This is a genomic window from Candidatus Poriferisocius sp. (assembly GCF_965208355.1).
In the GTDB taxonomy this organism is placed as follows: domain Bacteria; phylum Actinomycetota; class Acidimicrobiia; order Acidimicrobiales; family Bin134; genus Poriferisocius.
The window spans coordinates 1,038,740-1,054,792 of sequence record NZ_CBDBOM010000003.1 but is presented as its reverse complement, the minus strand read 5'-3'; the positions used below and the strand labels follow the sequence as shown (position 1 = coordinate 1,054,792).

At 64.2% G+C, this 16,053-nt stretch carries 14 protein-coding genes; 2 read left to right on the top strand and 12 right to left on the bottom strand.

What is annotated here, in order from left to right; translation table 11 throughout:
* Window positions 1-11: 11 nt before the first annotated feature.
* Entirely contained in the window at window positions 12-1,163 is a 1,152-nt protein-coding gene (locus ACOGXH_RS06150; RefSeq protein WP_419928229.1) for an acyl-CoA dehydrogenase family protein, read from the top strand.
* Between the two features lies 1 nt (window position 1,164).
* On the opposite strand, the gene ACOGXH_RS06145 is transcribed toward ACOGXH_RS06150, so the two are convergent.
* Together ACOGXH_RS06145 and ACOGXH_RS06140 are read right to left on the bottom strand one after the other, a co-directional pair.
* A complete protein-coding gene (locus ACOGXH_RS06145; RefSeq protein WP_419928228.1) occupies window positions 1,165-2,445 on the bottom strand; it encodes an amidohydrolase family protein in 1,281 nt (426 codons plus the stop codon).
* The gene (locus ACOGXH_RS06140; RefSeq protein ID WP_419928227.1) at window positions 2,442-2,885 is read right to left on the bottom strand and encodes a GlcG/HbpS family heme-binding protein; all 444 of its coding nucleotides are present in this window, start codon (window positions 2,883-2,885) and stop codon (window positions 2,442-2,444) included. Before ACOGXH_RS06140 ends, ACOGXH_RS06145 begins: the two co-directional genes overlap by 4 nt.
* Window positions 2,886-2,984: 99 nt before the next feature.
* On the opposite strand from ACOGXH_RS06140, the gene ACOGXH_RS06135 reads away from it, so the two are divergent.
* Window positions 2,985-4,481 (top strand): AMP-binding protein, encoded by a 1,497-nt coding sequence (locus ACOGXH_RS06135; protein WP_419928226.1) that lies wholly within the window; start codon window positions 2,985-2,987, stop codon window positions 4,479-4,481.
* Window positions 4,482-4,484: 3 nt separating this feature from the next.
* Here the strand turns inward: ACOGXH_RS06135 and ACOGXH_RS06130 are convergent, their stop codons facing one another.
* The 10 genes from ACOGXH_RS06130 to ACOGXH_RS06085 all read right to left on the bottom strand — a co-directional run bounded on the left by ACOGXH_RS06130 (window position 4,485) and on the right by ACOGXH_RS06085 (window position 16,034).
* Entirely contained in the window at window positions 4,485-6,017 is a 1,533-nt protein-coding gene (locus tag ACOGXH_RS06130; RefSeq protein ID WP_419928225.1) for a DUF3179 domain-containing (seleno)protein, read from the bottom strand.
* Window positions 6,018-6,036: 19 nt separating this feature from the next.
* The gene (locus tag ACOGXH_RS06125; protein ID WP_419928224.1) at window positions 6,037-8,031 is read right to left on the bottom strand and encodes an acetoacetate--CoA ligase; all 1,995 of its coding nucleotides are present in this window, start codon (window positions 8,029-8,031) and stop codon (window positions 6,037-6,039) included.
* Between the two features lie 32 nt (window positions 8,032-8,063).
* Entirely contained in the window at window positions 8,064-9,110 is a 1,047-nt protein-coding gene (locus tag ACOGXH_RS06120; RefSeq protein ID WP_419928223.1) for a zinc-dependent alcohol dehydrogenase, read from the bottom strand.
* A gap of 12 nt (window positions 9,111-9,122) precedes the next feature.
* Window positions 9,123-9,893, bottom strand: a complete 771-nt coding sequence (locus ACOGXH_RS06115) for a cyclase family protein (protein WP_419928222.1) — start codon at window positions 9,891-9,893, stop codon at window positions 9,123-9,125.
* 246 nt (window positions 9,894-10,139) lie between these two features.
* Window positions 10,140-11,615, bottom strand: coding sequence for an ABC transporter substrate-binding protein (locus ACOGXH_RS06110; RefSeq protein ID WP_419928221.1), 1,476 nt, complete (start codon window positions 11,613-11,615; stop codon window positions 10,140-10,142).
* A gap of 65 nt (window positions 11,616-11,680) precedes the next feature.
* A complete protein-coding gene (locus ACOGXH_RS06105) occupies window positions 11,681-12,424 on the bottom strand; it encodes an ABC transporter ATP-binding protein (RefSeq protein WP_419928220.1) in 744 nt (247 codons plus the stop codon).
* A complete protein-coding gene (locus ACOGXH_RS06100) occupies window positions 12,417-13,193 on the bottom strand; it encodes an ATP-binding cassette domain-containing protein (protein WP_419928219.1) in 777 nt (258 codons plus the stop codon). The genes ACOGXH_RS06105 and ACOGXH_RS06100 overlap by 8 nt, the downstream gene beginning before the upstream one ends.
* A complete protein-coding gene (locus ACOGXH_RS06095) occupies window positions 13,183-14,136 on the bottom strand; it encodes a branched-chain amino acid ABC transporter permease (protein ID WP_419928218.1) in 954 nt (317 codons plus the stop codon). The genes ACOGXH_RS06100 and ACOGXH_RS06095 overlap by 11 nt, the downstream gene beginning before the upstream one ends.
* A 2-nt stretch (window positions 14,137-14,138) precedes the next feature.
* The gene (locus ACOGXH_RS06090; RefSeq protein WP_419928217.1) at window positions 14,139-15,158 is read right to left on the bottom strand and encodes a branched-chain amino acid ABC transporter permease; all 1,020 of its coding nucleotides are present in this window, start codon (window positions 15,156-15,158) and stop codon (window positions 14,139-14,141) included.
* A 183-nt stretch (window positions 15,159-15,341) separates the two neighbouring features.
* Complete coding sequence (locus ACOGXH_RS06085) at window positions 15,342-16,034, bottom strand: GntR family transcriptional regulator (RefSeq protein WP_419928216.1); 693 nt, start codon at window positions 16,032-16,034, stop codon at window positions 15,342-15,344.
* Window positions 16,035-16,053: the final 19 nt, after the last annotated feature.

Sequence of the window (16,053 nt, the reverse complement as noted above, 5' to 3'; positions counted from 1 at the left end):
GGGAGGCGCCCGTGGAGTTCACCCCCGAACAGGAGATGCTGCGGGATTCGGTGCGGGCCTTCGCGGCCCAGGAGATGCCCGACGGGTTCGCCCGGGAGTGGGACATCAAGGGCGAGCCGCCGCTGGACACCTACCAGCGGTTTGCCGATGCCGGGTTCATGGGGGTGGGCATCCCCGAGCAATACGGCGGCCAGGGCGGCGGCATCGTGGAGGTGGCCGTTGTCTTGCACGAGCTGAGCCGGGCCATGATGTCGTTCGCCATCATGGTGTACCGGTCGGCCATCCACGCGTCGGGGGGGTTGCAGATCTACGGCACCGAGGAGCAGCGGGAGCGCTACCTGCCCGGCATCGCCAGCGGCCACCTCAAGTTCTGCTTCTCGCTCAGCGAGCCCGACGCCGGATCGGACGCCTTCAATCTGAAGTGCCGGGCGGTGCGCGACGGTGACGAATACGTGGTGAACGGCACCAAGATGTGGAACTCCTTCGCCCGCCACGCCGACTACGTGCTGTTGGCCACCCGCACCTCCGACGAGCCGAAGAAGCAGGACGGCATCACCTTCTTCGTGGTCGACCTGTCCAGCCCCGGCATCGAGATCACCCCCATCGAGACCATCGGCGAGCGGGCCAGCGGGACCAACATGGTCACCTACACCGACGTGCGGGTGCCGGCCGCCAACATCTTGGGCACCGAGGGTGAGGGCCACCGCAACCTCAAGGCCAACCTGGAGCGGGAGCGGTTCTCCTCGCTGCCCATCAACTTGGGGCCGATGGAGGCCATTTTGGAGGAGGCTGTCGACTATGCCAACACCCGAGAGCAGTTCGGCCAGGCCATAGGGCGCTTTCAGGCCATCCAGCACATGCTGGCCGACGTGGCCGTCGACGTGAACATCGCCCGCACCCTCACCTGGGACCTGGCCCGGCGCATCGCCGCGGGCGAGCCGTGCTCGCTGGAGGTGTCAATGGCCAAGCTGTGGATCAGCGAGGCCATGATGCGGGCCAGCTACACCGGCATGCAGGTGATGGGCGGCTACGGCTACACCCTCGACTCCAACATGCAGCTCCACTGGCGCAACGCCCGCCTCGGCACCATCGGCGCTGGCTCCAGCGAGATCCAGCGCAACATCATCGCCCGCCAAATCGGCCTTGGCGGCCAGCCTTCCTGACCTATTGGGCGAGGCTGTGGCTGTATACCTCGAGGGACTGCCAGGGGGGCGCCCGGTGGAACGATCCATCTTGCATTACGGCCACGATTCGTTCCCTGTCTTGGAGGATTGTGACATCGCCAGTCGGGTCCCCGTCTATGAGCAGCAAGTCGGCTAATCGGCTCTCTTCGATGGTGCCGACATCGAAACCGACCATCTCGCCGGCCGTCTTCGTCACCGCCACCAGCACTTCGACCGGGGTGTAACCGAGGAGGTCGACAAAGTGTTGGAGGTCGCGCGCGTTGCGGCCGACGGGGTTGTAGGGGAAGCCGTAGTCGCCCCCCGGGACAACCCGGATGCCGCGGCGCTTCATCTCGGGGTAGATCCGCTCCATGGCCTCGAGCCCAGCGACTGCTCCCATCCGCTCGGCGGTGGCGCGGTCGATGCCGAATTCCTCGGCCTCGTTGATGCGGGTATAGAGCAGCCCCGGCGCCGGCGCCACGAATAGCTCATCGCGATGCTCCTCAAGCATGTCGAGCGCTTCCTCGTCGGCGAGGGTGCAGTGGTAGATGCACCGAAACCCGGCCCGCACGGCCCGCTTTACCGCCTCGGCAGCCTGAGCGTGGCAGGCCAACCACATGCCTGCCTCGCGAGCCGCCACGCCCAGGGCCTGGGCTTCTTCCTCGGAGTACAAGAGCACTTTGGCGCCACCGGGGCTGAATCCATCGTCGCTGGACATTAGAAACTTCATGGTGTCGACGCCGAGGTCGGCCATGTCGCGTACGTACTTCTGAAGACCCGGAATACTGTGGTCGTGGGTTGAATCGTGCCCCTTGGGCACGCCAATGATCCCTTCTACATCCATTTCCATTGCCGAGGCGCGCAGTCGCGGCCCCGGCAGTCGGCCATCGTCGATGTGGTCGCGAAGGGCCACCTCCATGCGCTCGCCGAGCGACCCGGCCGAGTAGGCGCTGGTGAAGCCCGCGTCGAGGGTGATACGGGCGTTCACCGCGGTGGTGAGCATGTGCTCCTCGATCGGAAGCGCCATGGCGTTGATGACCTTCTCGATCGAAGACGGCCAGGTGAGATGAGCGTGCCCCTCGACCATGCCGGGCATGAGGGTTCCGCCGCGGCCGTCGACGACCATGGCCTCGGGGGCGTCGATCTCCTCGCTCCCGACGACTACCCGCGCGATGCGATTGCCCCGCACCAACACCGAACCGGGGAAGCGTTCGGCCCCGGTGCCGTCGAAGATCTGCACGTTCTCAAAAAGGACGGCACCCCCGCCGTGCCGTCCGATCACTGCGGATCTCCTGTGTCGGCGACGAGACCCACCGAGGTGACCCCGGCAATGGCACAGATGTCGTCGTCGTCGGACGTTCCCCCGCTGATGCCTATGGACCCCAGAAGCGTTCCGTTGTCGTCGCGGATCAGCGCTCCGCCGGCAACGGGCACGATCCCGTGGGGCAGGAGCTGACCAATTGAGGTGAAGAACTTCGGAACGGCGTCGGCCCGCCGGGCCAGCTCGCGGCCGCCGAAACCCATGGCGAGGCAGCCGTGGGCCTTGCCCATGGCGATCTCAACCCGGCCGATCCCAGAACGCTCGTCGCGCTTGACCACCAAAGGGTGCCCGCCCGTGTCGAGCACCACCACCGTCATCGGCGGGAAGCCGTGCTCAGCCGCAGCGGCCAGCGCGGCGTCGACGACACGGTCGGCAACCAACAGCGACAAGGAGCCGCTCACACCGGCCCCGGCATCTCGCTGAACGCCTCGGAAATCCAGTCCGCGATAAAGGAAATAGTAGTCGCCAAACGAAATGCCGGGACCAGTAGTGTCGCAGCGGTGAGCGAACCCTCGGTGCTGGCGAATTTGGCCAGGCGGGACCCGGATGACCTGGCGTTGGAGGACGACACCCACCGGTTGACATGGGCGGAACTGGACCGCCGGACCCACGCCATCGGCCGGGGACTCTTGGCCGCGGGGGCCTCTCGGGGGGACCACGTGGGGCTCGTGTGCTCCAACCGCTCTGAATTTGTGGAAGTCATGCTGGCCTGCTTCCGGGCTGGGCTGAAGATGACTCCGATCAAGACCAACTGGACCGCCACCGAGATCGCCTACGTTCTGGACGACGCGGGCTCAGCTTTGGTGGTTGCCGACGCCCCCGCGGCCCGAGACGCGGCAGGCGACCGCCCCGTGGTGTGGATTGGCGACGATTTCGATGCTTGGGTGGGTGCCCAGGATCCAACTCCGTTCCCGTCGGGGGGCACCGGCTATCGGATTCCCTACACCTCGGGCACCACCGGTCGCCCCAAGGGTGTCGAGCGCACCCTGGACTCGGAGTCCACCTTTGAGCAGTGGTGGGAGTTCTCTTCGCTGGGCGCTCAGGGGTTGGGACTTCCCCGCGACGGCAAGCACCTCATGGTGGCCCAGCTTTTTCACGGCGCTCCCCTGGCCTTCGCCCTCGGCGCGCTAGCCAACGGCGCCCCCATGCGGATCATGGCCCGGTGGGACACGGAACGAGCGGTGGACGTGATCAACGACGGCGTGACTGCCACCATCATGGTCCCCACCATGTTCCGCCAGCTCCTGGCGTTGCCCGATGAGCGCAAGGCCGACCTGGACCACACCCGCTTGGCCACGGTCCTCCACGGCGGCGAGCCCTGTCCGGTGCCGCTGAAGCAGCGCATGATCGACTGGTGGGGTCCGATCTTCACCGAGTACTACGGCTTCACCGAGGGCGGGATGACCATGTGCAGTTCCACAGACTGGCTGGCCCGGCCCGGCACGGTGGGGACTCCCATCGGGGAGCTGGCCATCCAGATTGTCGGCGACAGCGGCGAGATTCTGGGCCCGCGTGAACCCGGCACGGTGTACTTTCGCCGCCCCGAGGGGCGCTACTTCCGCTATATCAACGCCGATGACAAGACAGACGACGCCTACAACGACTCTGGGTTCTTCTCCGTAGGCGACATTGGCTACCTCGATGAGGACGGCTATCTGTATTTGTCGGGCCGCAGTTCAGAGGTGATCGTGGCCGCGGGAGTCAACATCTACCCAGCAGAGATCGAGGACGTGGTGTTCGCCGTCGACGGTGTGGCCGATGCCTGTGCGGTGGGCGGGCCCGACCCCGACCGAGGCGAACAGGTGGTGGTGTATTTGGCCGTGGCTGACGGGTTTGCCCCTGACGACGTAACCGCGGCCATCGACGCCGCCAGCACTGAGCACCTGGCCGGGTACAAGCGCCCCCGCCGCTACATCATCCGCCCCACCGTCGACCGCGACCCCACCGGCAAAGTCCTGCGCACCAAGCTCCGCGACGAACTCTGGGAAAGCCAATAGCCGCTACGGCTCCCACAGCAGGGTGTCGGCCATGAATTGGCTCCAGGCAAACCAAAACGCCTGGTGACCCGCAATTTCGTCGCCAGCGGAATCGATGGCGCGCACCCCGCCCCCGTCTATGCGGAGCTCCACGCCGCTCAACTCCACCACCTCGCCAGCCCGCAGCGCGGCAATCGCAGCCTCAACCGGGAACGCCACGGGAGTGCCGTCGTCCAGCACCACGCCGAACACCTGATCTTGAACGCCGAGGCGTTCGTCCACGTCGCCCACCGGGAAGATGGGCCCATTGTCGTCGCGCCCCCCCAGTGGGTTTAAGGGATACACCCGGCCGATCCCGCCACCCCGGGACACAATCGTGGTGTCGGGATACGCAGCTTTCCAGTCACCCCAGGTGGTGGTGACCACCGTGGCCTGCGGCAGCACAATTTCCTCTTGGCGGAGGGGTCCTGACAATGCCCGCCCGGTAAAGGTGTCGAACACCGACTTGGTGACCAGGTCGTACATCACCTTGTTCGACCGTGACAGCAGACCCGATGTTCGCAAGACGGGCATCTCGACGCCTTCGGGCACGTCGTCGGTGAAGTAGGCCTGCGCCGAGCCGCACAGGGTGCAGTACGGCATGCCAATGCGGCGCCCCCCGAGCGAGTCGTTGACCATCTCGTGGATTTCCATGATGTGGCGGGGGTAGGCCCGGGCGTCGTCGCCGATCACCACCGCGAATACGATGCCGTCATCGGGGTACCAGGAGCCTCCTTCGGCGTCGGTCACTCCCGGGTCGTCGAGGGCCGGGATGCAGCCCTGCGGGCACGGCTGGGGATCGCCGAATTCCCGGTCGTCAATCAGCACTCCGCCCCAGCTCACCAAGCGCCAGTCGATGTCGGCGTCCGCATCTTCGAAGAACGGCTGCCAGCCCGGCTCGATCAGGGTGAACAGCCGACCCTTGTAGTCGGCGTATCCGTCGAAGGCGGGCAGATCCCAGGCAATCAGGTGGTCGGTCACCGATTGCCATGGGCTCCTGAGGGCCACTGGATCGTCGGCCAGCGCCGCGCCGGTCAGGGATTCAAAGGCCGAGATTGCCCCGCTGGAGATGTCGCCGCCGGGGCGAACGAACCTCATGAGGTCGGACAAGATCCAGGCCAGCCGGGCATCGCCCGACTCCGCCAACCGGGACACTTCGGCACCGTCCAACCCGCCGGTGCGCAATTTGGACCAGATGGAGTCGAGTCGATCGGTGGCTGCCGGTGACAGCGGACCCGTGGGCACCTGGGGCGCGGGCGAGAATTGGTAGCCCAGGAAGTTCCTCAGCCCCCCGGTCTCACGGGGATCCAGCGCTACCGCGGCGGTAGGCGAAGGAGATGGAGTGATTGGGACGTCCGCTGCTGCGTCGGCAGTCGCGGTGGATTGGGCGCTGTCTTCTCCAGGTGTGACCGCTGCGGTGGGGAGCGAAGCTGGGTCCGGGTCGGCATTGTTGGCACCCGCGCATGCCGCGGCAAGAACGGCGGCTCCCACCAATAGCGCGCCCAGGCGGACATGCACAAGGCCACCCTAGGTGGCCCTAGCCCTTAGCGGAGTCAGCACCCCGCCAACGCTCACCGAACGTCTCGAAGAAGTGCAGCGAATTCGGATCCTGAAGGGCACTCGCCGACGCGACTTGAGATGCGGCTGCGCCCAACAAAATGCGTTTTACGGGGACCTCGAGCTTCTTGCCTGAGATGGTGCGCGGGACGGCGGGCGCGGCCTGGATGTCGTCGGGAACGTGGCGAGGCGAGAGTTCGGTCCTCAGCCTCGCCCGCAGCCCCTGGAGGAGTTCGTCGGTCAGCTCTTGGCCGTCTCGCAACACTACGAATGCCAACAGATCGCCGAGCCCGCCGTCGTCGTCCTCAAGATGCACCACGAGCGAGTCGTCGATCATGTCGTGTTCTTCGATGACCGCGTAGAAGTCCGCTGTCCCGAGACGCACTCCGCCGCGATTCAGCGTGGCGTCCGAACGTCCACTGATGACGCAAGAGCCGTCGTCGAAGATGGTGATCCAATCGCCATGGCACCAAACGCCGTCGAAAGAACCGAAATAGGAGGCCCGGTAGCGCCGACGATCCTCATCGTCCCAGAAGCCCACCGGCATTGACGGCGCCGGGGCGGTGATGACGAGCTCCCCGTCGGCTCCCCGCAGCGGTCGGCCATCAACATTGAACGACTCCACTCGCCAACCGAGCTGGCGGCAGGCAATGGCACCCGAGCGCACGGGCAGCACCGGCGCTCCGCCCACAAACGCGCTGCACACATCGGTCCCACCGCTGATGTTCGAAACTGACAAGGGGCCTACGGCTTCAGCAATCCAGCGGAAGCCTGCATCGGGCAGCGGCGCCCCTGTCGAGCCAATTCCCCGTAAGCGGCGAAGCTCGTGCGTGTCGGCGGGGCGTAGACCCGCCCCCCGGCACGTCATGAGGAACGGAGCCGAGAATCCGGCGAACGTCACTTCGGTCTGATCGACAACCGACCACAGGGTGTCCAAGCTCGGCGCTGCGGGATCACCGTCGAACATGACAATCGACGCGCCGGTCAGCAGCCCCGACACCAGGTAGTTCCACATCATCCAGCCCGTTGTCGAAAACCAGAAGAAACGGTCTCCGGGCCCGAGGTCGTGGTGCAGGGCCAGCTGTTTGCCGTGTTCGAGCAGGATCCCTCCATGCCCGTGGACGATCTGCTTCGGCCGTCCAGTCGTGCCCGACGAGGAGAGGACATAGAGAGGATGGGCGAAGGGGACCGGCTCGAATCGCAACGGCTCCGTGGTGGCGGCAGTCAGATCGGACCACGTCTGGGCATCTCCCGAAATAGTGGCCGCCGAATCGAGATACGGCAGCAATACGGTGTGCTGTACAGATGGCAGGCCGTCTCGAATCTGATCCAAGACGCCCACGATGCTTATCTCCTTGGTCCCATATCGGTAGCCGTCGATGGCGAGAAGCACCTTGGGTTGGATCTGACCCCAGCGATCGAGAATGCCGCGGGCTCCAAACTCCGGCGGGCACGAGGCCCAGATTGCACCGATTGACGCGGTGGCAAGAAAGGCAACCAAGGCCTCGGGAATGTTCGGCAGCAATGCGACGACGCGATCACCGGGACCAACACCGAGGCGTTTCAGGCCGGCCGCCGTCCTGCGGACCTCCTCGCGCAGCTCGCCCAAGGTGAGCTCCCGGTCAGGGCGGGTCTGAGACCGGCCGACCACGGCGACGTCGCTGTCGCCCAGCCCGTTTGCCCTCAGGAGATGCTCTGCGTAGTTGAGAGACGCACCGTCGAACCACGTTGTGTCGGGCATCGGGTCGCTGCTAATGACCGACTTGGACGCCCGCGGTGCGCCGATTTCCAGATAGTCCCAGATTGATGCCCAAAAGGCAGCGGGATCTTCTACTGACCACCGCCACAGGGCCTCGTAGTTGCCGAAAGCCGCGGGGTGGTAGTGCTCAGCGAACCGCCCCATGCGGGAGACCGACCACGCATCTGGTGGCGGCCGCCACACCACATCGTCGGTCGTCGCCGGCGTCTGACTCATGGGTCAAGAGTACGGATGGGCACGCCAGTTTTTCAGTCCAGGCTGTTGTCGATGAGGACCTTCATCGCCCCGTCGATCCGCCTATCGGTCACTTCGAGGGCTTTGCCGAAGTCGTCGAGCGGATACCGGTGGGTGATGATCTCGCCGGCTCGAATCCGCCCGTCGGCGATGAAGTCAAGCGTTGCCTGCATCTCACCAGCTACGGCACGGCTTCCCACCAGCTCCAGCTCGTCGAGGACGAGCGGAGCCAGTGAGATCGACACGTCTTCAATGGGAATCCCGACTGCGGCGCACCGTCCCCCTCGGCCCAGCATCGAGAGAGACAGTGCAATTGTCTCGGGGGTACCCGCTGCGTCCAAGACCACGTCAGCCCCATGCGGTGCAAGCTCGCGGAAACGGTCGAGACCATCAGGCGAGGACGTGTCGAATGCCTCGAACCCGAAATGATCCACAACTGCGAGTCGCGCCCCGCGTCCCGCAACTATGACGCTGCTCGCACCCAGAGCCTTGGCCGCATCTGCGGCGAGAATGCCGACTGGCCCCGCACCGACGACCGCTACGGTCTGTCCCGTTTCGACCCCTCCCCGGTGAGCGCAATGCAAGCCGATAGACGCTGGGTCGGTTACCGCACCCAGGTCGTAGCTCATGGCATCGGGCAGCTTGAACACGCTTCGGATCGAGTGAACGACGTAATCGGCGTAGGCGCCCTGCACCGTGTGGCCATAGTGGCTATGCACCTGCGAATGCCCGTAGTTGAGGCAGAGGTTGTAGCGACCCTCGATGCACTTGGGGCAGTGCATACAGCCGGCATGGGACGAGCCAGCCACCCGGTCACCCACGGCCCACCCGAATTCGTCCGCCCCTGATCCGAGTTCGATTACCTGACCCGACCATTCATGGCCCGGGATGAACGGATAGTAGGCGGGCCAGTGGTCGTAGTGGCCCTGCACCATATGGACGTCAGTGCCGCAGATCCCGATACGTTCGACTCGACACAGCACTTCGAGCGGGCCGGGCTGCGGATCGGGCACTTCCTTCACCCCGAAGTCGTTGGGTGCGTTTAGGACGAGCGCCTTCATGCGTCCTCCTTGTCAGATGATCGCGACCGGATCGAGCATCGACCCGGTCCCGCCCTCGATCTTCGTTGGTAGAGCAATGAACAGGAATTCGTGGACACCCTCGCGTGCGATCTCCTCAAGATAGATCGACTCGAAGAGGTAGATGCCTTCCTCGATGAGCAGGAGGGTGTGGACCGGTTGAGGATTGGCTGGCGAGCCAAGGTCCGGGGCTGGTTGGACCTCGTAGGTCTCCGTGTCGGTGCCAGTCGCCACAACGCCAGCGTCGAGTAGCCATTTGGCGGCGGAGATGTCGGGACCTGCGGTCCGATGTCGAGCCAATGCCTCTGGATCAGGCCATTTCGAAAGGTAGCCGGTGCGGATCAACACCACGTCGCCGGGGCGCACCTCGGTCTCCTGGCGTTGCGCGACGGCCTGAAGCTCATCGGCGTAGATCGGCTCACCTGCGGCAAGGGCGTCAACGCCGCGATAGCCCGGGACGTCCAAGAGGACGCCCCGGGTAACGAAGTGGGGCAGTTTGCTGGCATCGCCGACTTTGGGGCCGCGGTCTCCTAGGTGTTCGTGGGCGGAAACACCCGCGTACCAATGGTCGTCGGGCCCGATGGTCATGTGGGCAAGAGCATCGACGTGCGCGCCGGAGTGTGAGGTACCGCTGGTTACCTCCGCCATGTAGCCGAGATTGACCTCGTTCACCGGGCCCCACGGCTCCTCTCCGTCGCCGCGCAGCCCCAGCGGTGTCCGGTACATCGACACCTCGAACGGCGGGTGCGAAGCAAATAGCGGCATGCCATGGAACCGCGGCAGAGCTAGGGAGAAGACCCGGCCCTGCTGGGGGATTCGCAATGCGTCAAGCAGTGCGTCATTCGTTTGGAATGCCGCAGGCCCGCGCTCTCTGTCGCGCTGAGGGGATTCGTGATCCATTCGTCTTGCCTAATGTGATTGAGGGAGACCCGTCGGAACGGGCGGTAGTGGCGCGGAGGGGTACGCCATGCCGCCCGTTCCGACGTTCGGTGGTCTGCTACCGCAGAGCCGTTACCACTCGCAGTTGTTGTCGTCGTCGCACTCCGCTTGTGTCGCGATGGCGTCGATGATTTCCAGCGAGCGAACTGGGTCGAGAATCACGGCGGTTCCCGTGGTTCCGTCGGAGTTGAATGGCGTGTATGCCGATGTCACGTTGTTCACACCGCCCGCGGTGTAGTCACCTGAACCGGTCACACCCTCGTAGTCAACGTCTTCTCCGGCTCGGATCAGTGCCAGGCAGTCGAGGTACGTGTAGCACACGGTGCCCGGAGCAGAGCCGACCTCACGCATTGCCGGGGCCCAGTCCGACGCCATCAAGGAGCCGGCGGCTTCGACCGCAAGGGCCGTGTGGACCAACACGTCGTAGGTCGAGAAGTGGTAAAGGTCGGTCGCCGGGCCGAACTCGTCGCCGTAGCCGGCAGTACCGTCCCAAGCAGCCGAGAAGTAATCCCATGCCGGTGTCGAATCATCAAATGTGAACGCAGCAAAGCCGATGCCCTGCTGGGTGTCGATGACATCGGCTCCCATGGTTTCGACGAACTCTTGCAACACCATGCCGGTCTCGCCTATCCACTCAAGCGACAAGCCCGCTTCAGCGGCCTGCTTGATGATGGTGCCGGCCTCGACCGGGCCTACCTGGAGAATGACGACATCCGGATTCAGGTCTGCGATGCGCTCTACCTGCGCCCGATACGAAGGCTCCTCGGCGGGGGCGTCTATTCGGTCCAGCACCTCGATGCCGACGCTTTCGGCCGCGGCCTGTGCGGCGTTGGCGGCGAGCTGGAAGCCCTCAACCTGGGTCGCGAAGATGACAACCGAGCTGGCGCCGATCGACTCTGCATACAGGATGCCTGTCGTACCAAGCGCCTCGTCCAAGCCCTGAGCTCGGAAAATCGGTTCCGCCGCGGATCCGCCCAGATTGCCCGGAATGGCTCCGCCGTGGACCGATGGCACGATCGGGCTGTCGTTCTCGGCCCAATGCTCAATCATGAACGGCCGGTATGTGCGGTACCCGTGGGCGATGCTGACGATGACGTCTGCGTCGTGGAGGTCCAAGCACGCCCGGGCCGCCTGCGGCTCACCGACCGTCCCGAGATCCTCCGACACGAGTCTCCATTCTCTGCCGAGGGGCGGGTCCTCATTGATCACTTCCTCAATGGGGAACCGCACGTCGGCCGTCAGCGATGGGCCATATGCGCCGAACTCGCCCGTGTAATAGGCAAGCTCGCACACGATCACAGGTTCATCAGACGGCGGCGCAGCTTCGTCAGCGGCATCACCCGCGTCAGCGGCATCACCCGCGTCAGCGGCATCCCCGGCATCAGCGGCATCGCCAGCGTCAGCGGCATCACCCGCGTCAGCGGAGGTATCGGGCGCCGACGGCTCGACGGAACTCGGGGCGTCGTCATCGTTTCCACAGGCGCTGGCAATCAGCACTAACCCGAAGAGCAGGGCCATCACCTGCATCCACCTTTTCTTGGTCTTCATGGTTGGTCTCCTTTTCATGTCTGCTCGGACCCTGGTAGGGGTCCAAGCTCTGGCTCCCTAGGGAGCTAGATCTGGTATCCCTCTCGTAGTAGGTCGATCGTGACAGCGTCGGCAGACATCGGCTCCGAGCCGACACCGAGGCTGAGAACCATCACCCGGTCGGCGATGCCGAGGGCTTGGGTTGCGTTCTGCTCTGTCAGCACGATGGACACCCCGCGGGTCCGGTGTATTTCGGCGACTTTCTCGAAGAAGAGTTCCAGGTAGAGCGGTGAAAGACCGGCCGTGGGCTCATCGAGCAGCAGCACGGTCGGGTCCTGCATCAGGGCGCGGCTGCAAGCCACCATCCTCGACTCGCCACCGCTGAGGTTCCCGGCCCGGAGATGTAGCTTGCTGCGGAGATCGGGAAACGTCTCGAACACCTCTTCGAGGCGTTCCTCATGAGGTCTAGTGCCAATCATCCCGCCGACGGTGAGGTTTTCGAGCACGGTCAGGTCTGGGAACACCGAGGCTTCCTGGGGCACGTACCCAACTCCGAGGCGCGCCGACTCCGACGCCGCGAGTTTCGTGACATCGGTTCCGTGATAGGCAACGGAGCCCGAAAAGACTGGTAGGAGCCCGGCGAGAGTTGCCAGCAGCGTTGTTTTTCCAGCGCCATTCGCACCCAGCACCGCGAAGATCTCGTGGCCGACGGTGAACTCGACTTTGTGGAGTACCGCGACGCTTCCGTATCCGCTCGAAAGCCCGTTCACCGACACTGCCGGCGTCACGGATACGTCGCCGCCGCCAGGGGCCACCGCTTGTTCACGCACTTCCGACCCCCAAGTAGCTCTCGACCACCGTTGGGTTGGCCCGAATCGTAGCGGGGTCGTCCTTCAAGAGAACTTTTCCCTCAGCCATGAAGATCACCTCATCGCACAGGTCCCAGATCACATCCAGGTCGTGCTCGACGATCACCACCGAAGTACCCGTGCTGGCCAGCTGTCGCACGGCGGCCTTCACCCGCTCGGTGTGGTCTTCGGAAAGACCGGCCGTCGGCTCGTCCAACAGAAGAACTGCGGGCTGGAGCAGGAGGCAGCGCACGATGTCGAGCAACTTTTTGTCTCCGCCTGAGAGGGCGACGGCCAGCGGATCATCGAAGCCGAAATACTCGAGCCAGTGGCGGATCTCATCTTCGTGGCGCTTGCGCACGGATCGATCCGTGGCCGCGGCGAAGGGATGCTCGTAGCGCGCCTCAGTCACCGCCAATAGTGCGGAGTCGAGGATGGTGAGGTGTTCGAAGTCGGTGATCACCTGGGTCGACTTGACAACGCCAAGCCCTGCCATTCGGCTGGTGCGAGTGGATGACAGCACCACATCGTGCTGTCCAGGCCGGCTAAGGGTGACCGTCCCCCCGTCCAGCGGGATCGAGTGCATGATGAGGCGCATCAGCGTTGTTTTGCCCGCGCCATTGGGACCAAGCAATCCCTCCACCGGGACATCACCGAGTACGAGCTCGTCGACGTCAACGACAACGCGACCTGAAAAAGACTTGGTGACGTCGCGTACAAGTATCTGCGGCCGAAGGACGTCACCAGTCACTGTGGAGCCTCCGCATGAGCGCAGGACGCCGCATCTGCCCGAGCAGTCCTTGGGGCCGGAATATCAACATGAGGACGATGGCGGCACCGAACACGGCCTCGCGGGCCACGGGGAGAGCCTGGGTATTCCACCCGTCCGGAATCGGAATATAGAACTGGATCACGATGTCGAAAAGGGCGACAGTCAACAAGACGCCGACCACGGCACCAAACACCCGGGCCGTGCCGCCGAGTATCAACGCAGCCAGGGCAGCCAGAGTCACGCTGACATCAAGGCTGTTGATTTCCAGCGATCGCACCATGACCCCGTGCATCGCCCCGAGTAGTCCCATGGCGCCTGACGTGACCGTCATCATGCGGAGCCGGGTCGCGGTCGCGGACTTGCCCAGGCTGCGAGCCAGCGCTTCGTTGGCACCAACGGCAATCAACAGACGCCCGTGGGGCGTGCGGTAGACCCTCCAGGCGTAGGCGAAGATCAGGACTACCACTCCTGTTGTGATCAGCAGCCACGTGAACTCGTGGGTCTTTACCCGACCGAAGTCGTATGGGAAGCCAAGGCCTCCGAGGCCTAGTGCCCCTCCCGTCAACCCTTGTTGCGTAGTGGCAAGGATCACCACGATCGTGGCAAATCCAAGGGTTCCAACGAGTGTTCCGTCGTCGTCGAGATCTGAGATCAACCATCCGACGACTAGTCCGGCTGCCGCGGCCACAACGGTGGCTATCGCCGCACACACGAGGAACTGGTATGGATCCCCGAATGGCCAATCCACCTTCAGATGGGCAACGCCGAACGCATACAACCCCACCCCCCAGAAACCCACAACCCCAAAGTTGGCGATCCGGGTCAGGCCGAGTTGGAGATGCACCAAGAGGCCAAGGCCCATGATTTCCACAACCTTGAAGGCACCAAAGATGAGGAACGCGTCAAGCCAGTCGAGGCTCATCGTCAAACCTTCGATGCGTCGGTGAGCCGACGACCACGGAACTTGAGCACACCGAGAAAGACGACAACGAGAACGAGCTCCGCGTACAGACTGTTGCCGTACTCCAGCGTGATCCCGGTCAGAGCTACGCCAGTGGCCATGCCGACCACAACCACACCGAGCAGGCCCCAGATTCCCCCGACTAGCACCACTAGCAATATCAAGAGGAGCTCGTCGATGCCGAGGAACGACTCTACGGAGGCTCCCGCCCCGTAGAACACGCCGGCCAGACCACCGCACAACCCGGCGACGAACCAGATCAAAATGGTCACGCGGAGGGGCCGAACTCCACTCGCCTGGGCCAAACCCTCATTGCTAGCCAGCGCTCGGATCTGGAGTCCATGGCTCGTGCGCTGGATGAACTGGTACACGATTGTGGTCAGAGCGGCGACGCTGGCCAAAGCCAGCAGCCGAAACGAGGAAACCCCGACCCCGAACACTTCGATCGTGTCGGGAGGCGGGATGTCGAAGGCGCGTCGGCGGTAGCCAAATACGAACTGCAAACCGTGTTGCAAGAAAATCGACAATCCAAATGAGATGACGATCATCTCGAGGTTTCCCACCCGCCGTCCCTTGGCAAAGCGGAATATCGCGAGATAGGTGACGACACTGAGCACCCCAGCGAGCAGGCCGGCGGGGAGAAGCACCACGTAGAACCCCAAACCCCACGAGTTATTCATCCAGACCGCGAAGTATGCGCCGAGCGTGATGGTCTCGGCGTAGGCGACATTTAGGAGGCCGGTGAGGCGGTACAGAAGAGCAAAGCCGAAGGCGGCTAGCACCAACGGGGCGTTTTCAGTTGCGCCGACCACGAATGTTGTGGCCCAGAAGTCGAACAGCGCCGCGAGTACGACAACGACTACGGCGACGGCGATGCTGACAGCCCATGCCGGCGCCCGCACGAGCTTGGACCAGCCTTCGCGCTCGCCAAGTGGCGCAGCCGTCTCTGGTTTCGCCGATTCTTCCGACGTCTGGGGGGTCACGAACAGCGTCCGCCCACGTGACCCAAATTCACCGCGTTCCTCGACATCTTGGCCCCCCCAAGCCCCCTCACTAGTCGATAATCGATTATCGCGAACATGGGAGGGGCGGTCAAGGAGAATGTTCCATGGGCTCAGCCCGTGAATCCCCTGCGCAAACTGCCGCGCCGGGGGCTAGGCGGCCGGCTAGTTCTCTGAAACCGCTTCGCTGTCCGCCAACTCGCCGTGATCGGCTTGAAAGAACATCTTTCGCACGCTGAGCTGGTGGGCCCTCGCCCGGCTGGCGGCCAAGTCGGGATCGCGCTTGATGAGCGCCTCAAGGATCCCGCTGTGCTGGGCCAGAATCCCACGGAGCGGCACATTTGGTGACGTGAGCGTGATGAAGGTGCGGGCGAACGGCTCGAGTTGCCCAAATACTCGTTCGGCAGCGCCGTTCCCCGATGCTCGGACGATGATGCGATGAAATCCGGCGTCTGCCTCGGTCATTCCGACGTAGTCACCGGCCTCGAGCCGATCGGACATGAGCCGATGCGCATTCTGGAGTTCCTCGATTGTGTCGTCATCCAGCCGCTCGGCTGCGAGCCGAGCCGCTAGTGCGTCGATCTCGGCCCGCACCTCGCTGACGTCGCAGAGCTCGCGGTTTGTGGGCTTGCGTACCCTCGCCCCTCGCCGTGACTCGATATCAACGAGGCCGGCGGCGGCCAAGTCGCGAAGCGCCTCGCGGACCGGGGATTGACTGATGTCGAGCTCCTTGGCCAGACGGCTCTCCACGATGCGCTCCCCCGGCACGAGCTCGCCCTTGACAATCCGGTCGAGCAGGAGACGCTTGGTTGCGGCGCAGAGAGTTTCGGATCCGAGTAGGGAACTGTCGAGAACCATGGGAAACCGATTCCTGGGT